Source organism: Massilia sp. BKSP1R2A-1, from assembly GCF_050586525.1.
Classification (GTDB): Bacteria; Pseudomonadota; Gammaproteobacteria; order Burkholderiales; family Burkholderiaceae_D; genus Telluria.
Genome location: NZ_JBOBRE010000001.1, coordinates 575,381 through 588,531, shown reverse-complemented (window position 1 = coordinate 588,531; position 13,151 = coordinate 575,381). Strand labels below are relative to the sequence as shown.

Sequence of the window (13,151 nt, the reverse complement as noted above, 5' to 3'; positions counted from 1 at the left end):
GCCGCATTATAAAAGCTCAGTCGAGTTCGCGCAGCTTGGTGAAGGCCTGGTCGATGCGCTCCACGGCGACGATGGTCATGCCCTCGATTTTCTGCTTCGGCGCATTCCCCTTCGGGATCACGGCGATCGAGAACCCCAGCTTGGCCGCCTCGCGCAGGCGCTCCTGGCCGCGCGGCGCCGGGCGGATCTCGCCGGCCAGGCCGACTTCACCGAACACCACGAGGCCGCGCGGCAGCGGCTTGTTGCGCATCGATGAGTTGATCGCCAGGAGGACGGCCAGGTCGGCCGCCGGCTCGGTGATCTTGACCCCGCCCACCGCGTTGATGAACACGTCCTGGTCAAACGCTGCGATGCCGGCGTGGCGGTGCAGGACCGCCAGCAGCATGGCCAGTCGGTTCTGTTCCAGGCCGACGGAGAGGCGGCGCGCATTCGGCAGGTGGCTGGCGTCGACCAGGGCCTGGATCTCGACCAGCAGCGGACGCGTGCCCTCCTGGGTCACCATCACGCAGGAACCCGGCACCTGGCTGTCGTGCTGCGACAGGAACAACGCCGAGGGGTTCGACACGCCTTTCAGGCCCTTTTCCGTCATGGCGAACACGCCCAGCTCGTTGACGGCGCCGAAGCGGTTCTTGATCGCCCGCACCAGGCGGAAGCTCGACTGCGTGTCGCCTTCGAAGTACAGCACGGTGTCGACGATGTGCTCGAGCACGCGCGGGCCGGCGAGCGCCCCCTCTTTCGTGACGTGGCCGACCAGGATGATGGTGACGCCGGTCTGCTTCGCCACGCGGGTGAGCTGGGCGGCGCATTCGCGCACCTGGGCCACCGAGCCCGGGGCCGAGGTCAGCGCGTCCGAATACAGGGTCTGGATCGAGTCGATCACCGCCACTTCGGGTTTCAGGTCCGCCAGCGTGCCGAGGATTTTCTCGAGCTGGATCTCGGCCTGGAGCTTGAGCTCGGCCGAATCGACCGAGAGGCGGCGCGCGCGCAGCGCGATCTGGGCGCCGGATTCCTCGCCGCTGACATACAGGGTGTTGCGGGTGGCGGCCAGGTTGGCCAGCGCCTGCAGCAGCAGGGTCGACTTGCCGATGCCGGGGTCGCCGCCGATCAGCACCACGCCGCCCGCGACCAGGCCGCCGCCCAGCACGCGGTCGAATTCCTCGATGCCGGTGCCGAAGCGCGGCACGTCGAGCGCATCGATGTCCTTCAGAGACAGCACCGGCGCGGTCTGCGCCAGCGCCTTGTGCGCCGTCTGCGACATGCGGTTCACGCCCTGCGGCTCGACCACGGTTTCCACCATCGTGTTCCAGGCCTTGCAGTCCGGACACTGGCCGGACCAGCGCGCGGCGGTCGCGCCGCATTCGCTGCAGGTATAGGCGGTTCTCGATTTAGCCATCTGTTCCCATTCGTCCTTCGGTAACGCGCACCCGCCCCGCGAGTGCGCACATCAATTCGTAGCCGATCGTGCCGGCGCTGGAGGCCACTTCGTCGATCGGCAGGCCATCGCCCCACAGCAGCACCTTGCTGCCGATACGCGCATTGCGAATCGGCGTCAGGTCGACCGTCATCATGTCCATCGAGACCCGGCCCACGAGCGTCGTGCGCACGCCGTCGACGATCACGGGCGTACCGTGCGGCGCGTGGCGCGGATAGCCGTCGGCATAACCGCAGGCCACCACGCCCACCGTCATCGGGCCTTCGGCCACGAAGCGGCTGCCGTAGCCGACCGTGTCGCCTGCCTGCAGCTCCTGGATGCCGATGATCTCGGAGCGCAGGGTCATGGTCGGGCGCAGGCCGTAGTCTTGCGCCGCGCGTCCGCCCGGGGTGCCGCCGTAGAGCATGATGCCGGGGCGAACCCAGTCATTCGACAGCGCATCGCCCAGTTCGGGCTGGTGCAGCACCCCACCGGAATTCGACAGGCTGCGCTCGCCCGGCAGCTCGCCGGCCCCGAAGCGGAAGCGCCGCACCTGCTCGGCGATGGTCAGGCGCGGGTGCTCCAGCTCGTCCGCGTTGGCGAAGTGGGTCATGTGGGTGATGCTGCGCACGCCCGGAATGGCCCGCAGGCGTTGATAGGCTGCCGCATACTCATCCGGACGAAAGCCCAGGCGGTTCATCCCGGTATTCATTTTCAGGTGCACGTCGATCGGGCGGTAGAGCTGGGTATATTCCAGCATCTTGACCTGCTCGATATTGTGGATCGCGCTATTGATATTGTGTTCGGCCAGCAGCGGGATGTCGGAGGCGTCGAAGAAACCCTCCAATAACAGGATCGGCTTGATCCAGCCGCCGGTGCGCAGCTGCAGCGCGCCTTCGGTCTCGACCAGGGCCAGGCCGTCGGCCGTCGCGAAGCCGCGCATGGCCCGCTCCAGCCCATGGCCATAGGCATTGGCCTTGACCACGGCCCAGATCCTGGACATCGGCGCATAGGTGCGCGCCTGGGCCAGGTTGTGCTGCATGGAATCGAGGTGGATGGTGGCGAAAATCGGGCGGGGCATCGTCGAAACCGGCCGTTCTGGGGCGGCCCGGATGGTTGACTGGGAAGCCCTCCATTCTACCGGAGTGGCGAACAGCCTGCTGCTGACAAGACTCCTTTTCTTTTGGCGCGGGGACCATTCATGGTATAAAGCAACTCGGACCAGTTTTTACTCTTTTCGAATGAACCGTGGTTTTTATACCATCATGGCGGCGCAGTTCTTCTCGTCGCTGGCAGACAATGCGCTTCTGTTTGTTGCGATCAGTCTGCTGACGTCGATGAACGCCCCGGCTTCGCTGACACCCCTGCTGAAGCTGTCATTCGTGCTCTTCTACGTGCTGCTGGCCGCCTTCGTCGGCGCCTTCGCGGATTCGCTGCCCAAGGGCCGCGTGATGTTCATCGCGAACCTGATCAAGATTTCCGGCTGCGCGCTGATGTTCCTGACCGTGCATCCGCTGCTGGCCTATGCCGTGGTGGGGTTTGGCGCGGCCGTGTATTCGCCCGCCAAGTACGGCATCCTGACCGAACTCCTGCCGCCCGAGAAACTCGTCCCCGCCAACGGCTGGATCGAGGGCCTGACCGTCATGTCGATCATCCTCGGCACCGTCGCCGGCGGCACGCTGGTGAGCGAGCGCGGCGCCAGTTTCCTCCTCGGCCTGGGCATGCCCGGCATCGAGACCGGCGCCGAAGCCGCGATGGCGGTGGTGGTCGGCGTCTACATCCTGGCCGCCCTGTTCAACCTGCGCATCCCCGATACCGGCGCGCGCTACGAGCACCAGGAGCGCAACCCGGCCAAGCTGATCGCGGACTTCGCCAACTGCTCGGCCACCCTGTGGCGCGACAAGCTGGGCCAGATCTCGCTGGCCGTTACCACCCTGTTCTGGGGCGCCGGCGCAACCCTGCAGTTCATCGTGCTGAAGTGGGCCGAGCGCTCGCTGCACATGCCGCTCGACAAGGCAACCAACCTGATCGGCGTGGTCGCCATCGGCGTGGCGCTGGGCGCGGCCATGGCGGCGCGCATGATCCCGCTGCGCAAGTCGCTGACCGTGATCCCGCTCGGAATCATCATGGGCCTGGTGGTCTGCAGCATGGTCTTCGTGACCTCGGTGAACCTGGCCTATCCGCTGCTGGCCCTGATCGGCTTCCTGTCGGGCTTCTTCGTGGTGCCGATGAACGCGCTGCTGCAGCACCGCGGCCACGTCCTGATGAGCGCCGGCCACTCGATCGCGGTGCAGAACTTCAACGAGAACCTGTCGATCCTGACCATGCTGGCGCTGTACGCCATCATGATCACCCTGAACCTGGACCTGGACATCATCATCGTCATGTTCGGCATGTCGGTGGCGGGCATCATGTACTTCATCGGCCGCCGCCACGCCGCCAACCAGCGCGAGCACGACTCGCTGGCGCTGATTGGCGAGCACAAGCATTGATACGTGTTACGTATCATCGAGCCAGTTATTTAATGTTTTGCATATCGTAGGGTGGGCGGTCCACCGCCCACGCGTTCAAATCACGCCCGCGTCTACGCATCGGCATGTTGAACGCGCGGGCGGGGGACCCGCCCACCCTACGAAACCGCCTTCACCATCCTTCTTGCCGCAGCGCGCTCGCGCCAATCGTTCGGCACGATGAAGCCGCGCTCGATCTCCTCGATCTTCCCGGGCTGGTAGCGCACGCTGGACACCAGCACCGGCGTCGACGAGGTCTCGAACTGCGCCGACAATTCCGCATGCAGCTGGGCGCGGCTCATCATCCAGGTCGCCGATTGCGCCCTGAAGGGCGCCAGCCACTGCAGGCGCGGCAGCATCAGGAATTCTTCGCCGGCCAGCGTGTCGATCTCGTCGAGCGCGCACCAGAAGCCGCGGCAGTGGCCGGCGGCGATGCCGCGCATCGCGGGCCAGCTGCCCGCGGGGTAGAACAGCCAGCCTTTCACCAGCGCCTTCGCTTTGGAGACGGGACGCGGCAGGAGGGCCTGGGCGGCCGGATGCTGGCCCAGCGAGAGCTGGCGCTCGAAGACCTTGCGCATCTTGAGGCCCAGGCTGTCGGCCAGGTTGGGGCCGACGAGTGCGCTCAGTTGCCAATCCTGCTGCTGCCCGCCCTCCCCGTCCAGCAGGTAGAACTTGGTCGCGAACTCGATGTGCTCGACCGCGTCCGGCCCGTCTTCGAGCAGGAAGTCGAACTCACCGACGGTGTCGTTGGGACTGGCGCGCACCTGCAGGCCGTGGGCCACCAGGCGGCCCTGCTGCGCGAAATAGAAGGCCATCAGCTTTTCCGCATACAGGCCGAGGCGCGTGTGCACCTTGGCGCCGAGTGCTTCGTCGAGCGGGGTGGGATCGAGATCGAGGCGGTTCAGCCATGCTGCCGTTTCCGGCGTCACCGGCCCCAGGGTGGCAATGCGTCCCGCCCAGACAGGATCGCTCGCGTCCAGCAGGTCCGGGGCGTCGAGCAGCCAGGCCAGCGCCCGCACCCGGGCGCGCCGCAGGTGGCCCCAGCGGCGGTGAAAGCGTTCCTGGTAGCTCTCAGCCGGCGCCTGCACTTTCACCTTCGTCTGCGGTTTTTGCCCGGCACAGGTCGGCCCAGGCCAGCGCCTTGTCGCCGGGGCGGCGCAGCAGTTCGCCCGGATGCAGGGTGGCGACCATCGGCACCTCCTTGAACGCGTGCACGGCGCCGCGCGAACCGGCGAGCGGCTCGGACAGGGGCTTGCCGAGCAGGCCGTTGGCGGCCACCTGGCCCAGGGTCAGCACCAGGCCGGCGCCGGTGAGCTCGCGTTCGCGTTCGAGGAAGGGACGGCAGGCCGCCGCTTCTTCCAGGGTCGGCGCGCGGTCGCCGCCGTTCGCGTTGGCGGGGCGGCATTTCACCAGGCTGGTCACGTACACATCGCTCTCGCGCGAGAGGCCGACCGCGGCCAGCATATTGTCGAGCAGCTTGCCAGGGTCGCCCGTCATCGGCTGCCGGGCCTTCTCATCGATCGCACTGGCGGTGCCGGCGGCGACCAGCCAGCGGGCCTGGCGCGCGCCCGCGCCCGGCACAGGCTTACGGCCCGCGCTGCAGGCGCTGCAATGCTTGCAACTGGCGATGGCCTGGCGCAGGCCGGCCCAGTCCAGGGTCGAGACGTCGACCCGCTCCGGTTCGGCCTCCACGCCCCAGGCGCTGTTCTCCTGCACGGGCGGCGTCCAGGCGGGCTTCGTGGGCGCTTCCGCGACCTGGCGCGGCATGGGCGGAGGCGCCAGCGATGGCGCCGGCGCTGCCGGTTCGGCCGGCGCGACCGGTTCCGGTCCGGCGCTGACTTCCGGCTCGGCCTGCGGCGCGGCGCGCAGCTGCCACAGGGGCCCGATTCCCATCTCGGCCAGGAAGGCCGCGTCGCGATCGCCGATGTGCTTCACTGCGCGGTTCACAGATCGATCCTCATCACGATGGCATCCTCGCGCTGCCCGGCATGCGCCGGATAGTAGCCCTTGCGGCGGCCGATCTCGCGGTAGCCGTAGCGGCGGTAGACCGCCAGCGCGCGCTCGTTCGAGGGACGCACTTCCAGCAGCACCGACAGCATGCCCTGCTCGCGGGCGCGCGCGCCGATGCAGTCGAGCAGATGGCGTCCCAGGCCCTGGCGCTGGCGGGCCGCGCATACCGCCACGTCCAGCAGGTGCGCCTCGTCCACTGCATACATCAGGAGATAGTAGCCGGCCAGGGCGCCCTCGGCATCGCGCACGGTCCAGGCGTCGTAGCCGCTGGCCAGCGACTCCGTGAAATTCGCGCGGCTCCAGGGATGGGGAAACACGCTGCACTCGAGCGCGACCACCTCGTCCACATCGGAGGCCTGCATGGGCGCGAAGCGCAGCCCGGTGGCCGACTCCAGCACCGTCATGCTCCGGCCTTTGCGGCGTTGATCGCCTGGCGCTCGGCGCTGGTGTAGGCCACCTTGTTGCGCAGGTAGAGCGGCTGGGCCTGGGCCGCGGGCACGGCCTTGCCCGCGGCGAAGGCGGGAGCGGCCAGCACCGCCATCTCGCGCGCATGCGGCAGGATGTCGTCCAGCGCACCTGGGGCGAAGTCCTTGCCCGCGAAGGCCTCGGGATAGGCCGAGAAGCCATTGCCGCAGGCGGCCAGGCCCTCGCACGCTACCGGAGCCACGGCTTCGGGCGCGGCCAGGGTCGGTGCGACGACCTCGCTCCAGGCGCCCAGGGCCGCGTCATGGCGGTATTGCGCCCAGTAGACCTCGTTCATGCGCGCGTCCAGCACCGTCAATACCTCGACGGCGCCGGTGCGGGCACGGCAGCTTTCCGCCATCGCTTCCAGGGTCACGAGCGGCAGCACCGGCAGTCTGGCGCCGAAGGCCAGGCCCTGGGCCACGCCGCAGGCCGTGCGCACGCCGGTGAAGGACCCTGGGCCGGCGCCGAAGGCGATCGCGTCGCAGTCGGCCAGGGCGATGCCGGCCTCGCCCAGCAGTTCCTGCACCATCGGCAGGATGGATTGCGAATGGGTGCGCACGCCGGATGTGGAACGCTGGAAGACGGTGTCCCCCGCCAGCAGCGCGCAGGAAGCGAGCTCGGACGAGGTTTCGATGGCGAGAATTATAGGCATTCCTATATTTTACCCGCTCGACTGGCCGGCGACCACGGCGGCACAGCACCGCACGCGGACCCAACACGCGGTAGAATTCGCCTCATGCAAAGCCTGACCCTGGATTCCAGCACCCGCGAAGCCATTTTGGCCGCCATTTCGGGCGACGCCCTGACCGTGGCCTGCCTGTGCGCCGCCTGGTGCGGCACCTGCTCGTCCTACCGCGCCACCTTCGAGGAACTCGCCACGCGCCACCCGGACAAGACCTTCGTGTGGATCGACATCGAGGACCAGGCCGACCTGGTCGGCGACCTCGACGTCGAGAATTTCCCTACCCTGCTGGTCCAGCGCGGCGACACGGTCGCCTTCTTCGGCACCATGGTGCCGGACGGCGGCGTGGCCGACCGCCTGGTGCAGGCCCAGGCCGAGCAGTCGCCCGAGGAACTCGCGCGCCTGGCCGCCTCCAGCGAAGAACGGCGCGGCTGGCAGCGCGACTGCAACCTGCGCGAATTACTGGCTGCGTAAGGATGCGTTAGCCGTGAAACCGTCGCACCGGCGAAGGCTGCCGGCTAGGTCAGGCGCAGCGGCAGGCTGCGCAGCCGCTGCCCGGTGAGCTTGAACACCGCCGCCGCCACCGCCGGCGCGATCGGCGGCACCGCCGGTTCGCCCACGCCTTCGGGATGCTCGCTACTTGGCATGACGATGGTCTCGACTTTCGGGGCCTCGCTCATGCGCAGCACCGGATAGTCGCCGAAATTCGACTGCTCCACCTTCCCGTCCTTCAGTGTGATTTCGCCATGCAGCGCGGCGGACAAGCCGAAGATCACGCCCGACTCCACCTGCTGGGCCACGATGTTCGGGTTCACCACCAGGCCGCAGTCGATCGCGCACACCACCCTGTGCACGCGGATCGCTCCCTCCTGCACCGAGACCTCGGCCACCTGCGCCACCGTGGTCCCGAAGGAGCGGTGCAGCGCCACGCCGTGCGCGCGCCCCTCTTCCGGCTGGCCGGCGCGCGCCACCGCCGCGTCCAGCACGGCCAGCGCGCGCGGATGCTCCTGCAGCAGGGAACGCCGGAACTCGACGCTGTCGCGTCTGGCCGCATGGGCCAGCTCTTCCACGAAGGTCTCCTTGAAGAAGGCATTGTGCGAATGTCCGACCGAGCGCCAGTAGCCGATGGGCACCGGGCTGTCCACGATCACGTGGGCGATGCGCTGGTTCGCGATCCCGTACTGCATGTCGTAGGCCCCTTCGGCCGTGGTCTTGTCCGGCCCCACGCCCGGCAGGCCGAGGTTGCGCGGGAAGTACTGGTGGCCGATCGCGCCGCCGGCCGACCTCGCATCCCAGGCCAGGATATTCCCCTTCGCATCGAGATGGGCCTTGTAGCGCGCCAGCGCGGCGGGACGGTAGACGTCGTGGGTGGTGTCGTCCTCGCGGCTCCAGATCAGCTGCACCGGCTTGCCATGCAGGCTTGTTGCGACCGTGACGGCCTGCGCCACCATGTCCGCTTCCAGGCGCCGGCCGAAGCCGCCGCCCAGCAGCATCACCTCGATGGCCACGTCCTCGCGCGCCACGCCGGCCACGCGCGCGGCCACGTCCACCGCCACGCTCGGCACCTGGGTCGAGGCCCACAGGCGCACCTTGCCGTCCACGACCTGGGCCGTGCAGTTGATCGGCTCCATCGCCGCATGCGCGAGATAGGGCGCGCGGTACTCGGCCGACACCGTCACCGCGGCGCCCCGCGCATCCTGGCTGCCGGCCTCGTGGTAGGCGAAGCCGCCCTCCTCGTCGAGCGCCCGCGCGAACGATTCGAACAGGGATTCGGTGGACAGGCGCGCATGCGCGCCCTCGTTCCAGGTCACCGGCAGCGCGCTCGCCGCCTGGCGCGCCTGCCACCAGCTGCCCGCCACGACGGCCACGCCGGCGCCCGCGCCGGTGAGGTCGCCCGGTGTGCCCGGCACCGGCACCACCGCCAGCACGCCCGCCATACTGCGCACCGCGTTCGCATCGAAGGCGACCAGCGTGGCGCCCACGGTCGGCGCCATTTTTACTGCCGCATACAGCATGCCGGGAGGACGCGCGTCGATGCCGAAACGCGCCGTACCATTCGATTTCACGCGGCTGTCGATGCGCCCCAGCGGCTTGCCGATCAGGCGGAACTCGCGCGGCGCCTTGAGGCGCACATCCGCGCTGTCGATCCCCTCGCCCACCCGCGCGGCCTCTTGCGCCAGCGCGCCGTAGCCGAGGCGGCGGCCATCCGGATGCAGTACGAAGCCGTCCTCGGTGCGCAGCTTCGCGACCGGCGTTTTCCATTGCCCGGCCGCGGCCTCGAGCAGCATGGCGCGCGCCACCGCGCCCGCTTCGCGCATCGGTGTCCAGGCATCCTTGATGCTGGTCGATCCGCCCGTGAACATGATGCCCAGCTCCCGGCCCAGCTTGGCCATCATCCACTGCGCGCCCTGGCGCAGCTGTCCGGTGTCGTCGGGGTGGAAAGGAAGATTTTCGCGCAGGACCGTCAGGTTGGCGAAGATCGGGTCGATCGGCGCCTGGGCGACGCGCACGGCCTCGAGAGCCACGTCGAGTTCCTCGGCCACCAGGGTCAGGAGGGCCGTGTGCACGCCCTGCCCCATTTCGCTGCGCGGCACGACCACCGAGACGATGCCGTCCGGGCCAATGGCGACCCAGCCGTTCAGGGCGACCGTGTCCTGCGCGACCGGCAGCGGCGCGCTGGTGTGCAGGCGCTGGCGTGGCGGCTGCACGCCCCAGCCGACCAGCAGGGCGCTGCCGCCCAGCAGGCCGGCCGCCAGAAACTTGCGGCGCGTGCGTCCCTTGCGGCCGAGTCCTTCCTCAGGCTGCGCTTGCTGCGTCTCGTTCGGTGCTGCCCGCTTCATCCGCTTCTTGTCTCCATCGTGTCAGTATGTCGCCCGGCCCCACGGGCCGGCCGTACAGGTAGCCCTGGGCATGCCGGCAGCCGTGGCGCAGCAGGAAGGCGGCCTGCTCCTCGTTCTCGACGCCTTCCGCGATCACCGACAGGTTCAGGCTCTTGCCGAGCTGGATGATCGCCACCGCGATCGCTTCGTCGTTCGCGTCCGTCGAGATGTCCTTGATGAAGCTGCGGTCGATCTTGAGGGTCTGCACCGGCAGCTGCTTCAGGTAGGCCAGCGACGAGTACCCGGTGCCGAAGTCGTCGATCGCCAGGCCCACGCCGATGGCATCGAGGTCGCTCACCAGCTGCAGGGCGTCGCCTGCATTCATGATGACCGACTCCGTCACTTCCAGCTGCAGCCTGCCCGGCCCCAGCCCGGCCTCGCGCAGGACGCCGGACACGTGTTCCGCGATGCTGCCGCGCTCGAACTGGCGCACCGAGAGGTTCACCGCGATCTTCGGCACGGCGAGCCCGGCCATGTCCCAGCTTACCATCTGGCGGCAGGCCTCGGCCAGCACCCATTGGCCCAGCGGCTTGATGAAGCCCATGTCCTCGGCCACGGGAATGAAGCGGCTCGGGGCCACCAGGCCCAGTTCCGGATTCTGCCAGCGCACCAGGGCCTCGACGCCGACCAGGCGCCCGGTGTCGATCTCGACCTGCGGCTGGTAGTGGAGGAAGATCTCGTTCTTGTCGATCGCGCGCCTCAACAGGGCTTCCAGGCGCAGGCGCTCGATGCCCTCCCCGCTCATCGAGGGCGAATAGAACTGGTAGTTGTTGCGGCCGCGCGCCTTGGCCTGGTACATCGCCACGTCGGCGTTGCGCACCACCATGTGCACGTCCTCGGCGTCCTGCGGGAACAGGCTGATGCCGACACTGGCGGTCACGAACAGCTCGTAGCCGGAAACCGTGAAGGGCTGCTCGAACAGCGCCACCAGCTTGCCGGCCACGTGGCCCGCCTTGACGGCGCCGTCCACGTTCTCCAGCAGCACGATGAATTCGTCCCCGCCCAGGCGCGCCAGGGTGTCGCCCTCGCGCAGGCAGCCGCTCAATGCGCCCGCCACCTGCGTGAGCAGCTCGTCGCCGACGTGGTGGCCGAGGGTGTCGTTGACGTTCTTGAAGCGGTCCAGGTCGATGAAGAGCACGGCCAGCTGCTCATGCTCGCGCGCCGCGCGCGCCATGGCGTGCTGCAGGCGGTCGTGGAACAGCAGGCGGTTGGGCAGCGCGGTGAGCGGGTCGTGGTGGGCCAGGTGGTCGAGCTTGTCCTGCGATTCCTTGACCTTGGTGATGTCGCTGAACACGCAGACGTAGTGGGTGACCTGGTCCTCGTCGTCGCGCACCGCCGAGACGGTGAGCCATTCGAGGTAGACCTCGCCGTTCTTGCGGGTGTCCCAGATCTCGCCGCGCCAGAAGCCGGTGTCGGCAAGGTCCGCCCACAGCTGCTCGTAGAACAGGTCTTCGTGGTGCCGCGCGCCGCCCTTGGCGCGCGTCAGGCTGGAGTGCTGGCCCAGCGCCTCGTTCTCGGTGTAGCCGGTGATCTGGGTGAAGGCCGGGTTGGTCGCGATGATGCGGCCGTAGGCGTCCAGCACCATCACGCCGTCGGCGATGTGTTCCAGCACCGTGGCCGCCAGGCGCAGCTTTTCCTCGGCCTGCTTGCGCTCCGTGATGTCGGCGAATACCCAGATGCTGCCCTCGTTCGGCCGGGCCGGGTCGAGCGCGCAGCCGCTCACCAGCAGCCAGAAGATGGAACCGTCGCGGCGCCGGAACTGCAGTTCCTCGCCGGTGTCAGGGCCCTTCGCGATGCGCGGGTACTTCTCGAGCCACAGGCGCTCGAATTCAAGCCGGCCCGGGAACAGGATCTCGGTCGACTTGCCGATCATCTCGCCCTCGTCGTATCCGAACAGGGCCTCGCCGCGGCGGTTGGCCGAGACGATGCGGCGCTGGCGCACGAACAGCACGCCGAACATCACGTTGTCCAGGATGGCGCCCTGCTCGGTCAGCAGGGCCTCGATGCGCATCTCGTCGTGCTTGCGCTCGCTGATGTCGTAGAGGATGCCGTCGATGCGGAAGCTGTCCTCGCCCCACAGTCCCTGCGGCTGGCCGCTCTCGAGCACCCAGCGCTCGATGCCGCCGGCGTCGACGATGCGGTACTCGACCTCGTAGGGACTGCCGGCCTCCAGCGCCTCGCGCGTGACGCGGCGCTGCATGCGCCGGTCTTCCGGGTGGATGATGTTGGCCCAGTCGTCGGTGGTGGCCAGCATGAAGCGTTCGGCCGGATAGCCGGAGATGTCCTCGACGGCGTCGCTGACGAAGTCGATCGGGCCGCCCGGGCGGGCCCGGAACACGGCGCCCGGCACCTGGGTGACGATGGTGCGGAACTGTTCCTCGCGCCGTCCGATGTCGGCGAACAGCTGGCCGATCGCCATGCGCATGCGCTCCATCTGGCCGCCCAGGCGTCCCAGCTCGTCGCCGTCGGTCAGGTGCAAGGGCGTGTCGAAGTCGCCGCGCGCCAGGCGGTCGGAAAAACCGGTGAGGGTGAGCAGCGGCGACAGCAGGCGGCGCTTGAGCAGCAGCGCGATCAGCAGCAGCGAGACCGCCAGCTGGATCGCCAGCACCAGGGCGTAGTTGCGGCGCTTCGTCGCCAGCTCCTGCTGGGCGAGGTGGTCGGACATCTCGATCGTCACCCGGCCGATCGTCGCGCCGCGCGCGACCACGTCACGCTCGGCGCGGTAGACCCGCGCGTCCTTCGGTACGGCCACGCGCTCCTTGAACAGCTCGGCCTTCTCCAGGCCGCGCACTTCGACGGACACGATGACCGGGTCGCGGATGAAAGAATCGACCAGGGCGCGGGCGGCCTCCGGATTCATGTCCCATAATGGCTGCTGCATCCCGAGCGCGAGGATATCGGCATTGCGGGCCAGCGCATCGTTCAGGCTGCGCTCGGTCGCTTCGCGCTCCTGCACGCCGATCAGGAAGTAGCCGCCGAGCAGCGCAGGCGCCGCCAGTCCGCCGAACACGACCAGCAGAAGGGCGCCATAGATCGAGCGCCCGTACAGCTTGCGCAGTCTGGACGGGAGTCCGCGGAGGTGGAAACGTGACATCGGCAATCGGCTGCGCCCTCTCTGGGCAGGCGCTTCATTTATTTATGGCAAGGGTAGTTGTCCGATTATGCATGTTAGCTTGCCACGCGTCACCAAATTG

General features: G+C 68.5%; 10 protein-coding genes. 2 read left to right on the top strand and 8 right to left on the bottom strand.

The window, feature by feature from the left end:
• Positions 1–16: 16 nt before the first annotated feature.
• Positions 17–1,393, bottom strand: a complete 1,377-nt coding sequence (gene radA / locus ACQ7JA_RS02655; protein ID WP_430894351.1) for a DNA repair protein RadA — start codon at positions 1,391–1,393, stop codon at positions 17–19.
• Positions 1,386–2,492 (bottom strand): alanine racemase, encoded by a 1,107-nt coding sequence (alr, locus tag ACQ7JA_RS02650; RefSeq protein WP_430894350.1) that lies wholly within the window; start codon positions 2,490–2,492, stop codon positions 1,386–1,388. Before alr ends, radA begins: the two co-directional genes overlap by 8 nt.
• Before the next feature lie 160 nt (positions 2,493–2,652).
• Here alr and lplT point away from each other — a divergent pair, with 160 nt between their 5' ends.
• On the top strand, positions 2,653–3,903 hold the full coding sequence (gene lplT / locus ACQ7JA_RS02645; protein WP_430894349.1) for a lysophospholipid transporter LplT: 1,251 nt from the start codon (positions 2,653–2,655) through the stop codon (positions 3,901–3,903).
• A gap of 137 nt (positions 3,904–4,040) precedes the next feature.
• On the opposite strand, the gene ACQ7JA_RS02640 is transcribed toward lplT, so the two are convergent.
• From ACQ7JA_RS02640 to tsaB, 4 genes are read right to left on the bottom strand one after another with little or no spacing between them, the layout of a single operon-like run.
• Positions 4,041–5,009 (bottom strand): DUF1853 family protein, encoded by a 969-nt coding sequence (locus ACQ7JA_RS02640; protein ID WP_430894521.1) that lies wholly within the window; start codon positions 5,007–5,009, stop codon positions 4,041–4,043.
• A complete protein-coding gene (locus ACQ7JA_RS02635) occupies positions 4,993–5,868 on the bottom strand; it encodes a uracil-DNA glycosylase (protein WP_430894348.1) in 876 nt (291 codons plus the stop codon). The genes ACQ7JA_RS02640 and ACQ7JA_RS02635 overlap by 17 nt, the downstream gene beginning before the upstream one ends.
• A complete protein-coding gene (gene rimI, locus ACQ7JA_RS02630; RefSeq protein ID WP_430894347.1) occupies positions 5,865–6,335 on the bottom strand; it encodes a ribosomal protein S18-alanine N-acetyltransferase in 471 nt (156 codons plus the stop codon). Before rimI ends, ACQ7JA_RS02635 begins: the two co-directional genes overlap by 4 nt.
• Complete coding sequence (tsaB, locus tag ACQ7JA_RS02625; RefSeq protein ID WP_430894346.1) at positions 6,332–7,048, bottom strand: tRNA (adenosine(37)-N6)-threonylcarbamoyltransferase complex dimerization subunit type 1 TsaB; 717 nt, start codon at positions 7,046–7,048, stop codon at positions 6,332–6,334. Before tsaB ends, rimI begins: the two co-directional genes overlap by 4 nt.
• A gap of 84 nt (positions 7,049–7,132) precedes the next feature.
• On the opposite strand from tsaB, the gene ACQ7JA_RS02620 reads away from it, so the two are divergent.
• Complete coding sequence (locus ACQ7JA_RS02620; RefSeq protein WP_258827926.1) at positions 7,133–7,552, top strand: thioredoxin family protein; 420 nt, start codon at positions 7,133–7,135, stop codon at positions 7,550–7,552.
• 44 nt (positions 7,553–7,596) lie between these two features.
• On the opposite strand, the gene ACQ7JA_RS02615 is transcribed toward ACQ7JA_RS02620, so the two are convergent.
• Together ACQ7JA_RS02615 and ACQ7JA_RS02610 are read right to left on the bottom strand one after the other, a co-directional pair.
• A complete protein-coding gene (locus tag ACQ7JA_RS02615; RefSeq protein ID WP_430894345.1) occupies positions 7,597–9,918 on the bottom strand; it encodes a molybdopterin cofactor-binding domain-containing protein in 2,322 nt (773 codons plus the stop codon).
• Positions 9,875–13,051 carry a bifunctional diguanylate cyclase/phosphodiesterase gene (locus ACQ7JA_RS02610; protein WP_430894344.1) on the bottom strand — a complete coding sequence of 1,059 codons (3,177 nt, stop codon included), beginning with the start codon at positions 13,049–13,051 and terminating at the stop codon, positions 9,875–9,877. Before ACQ7JA_RS02610 ends, ACQ7JA_RS02615 begins: the two co-directional genes overlap by 44 nt.
• Between the last annotated feature and the right edge of the window lie 100 nt (positions 13,052–13,151).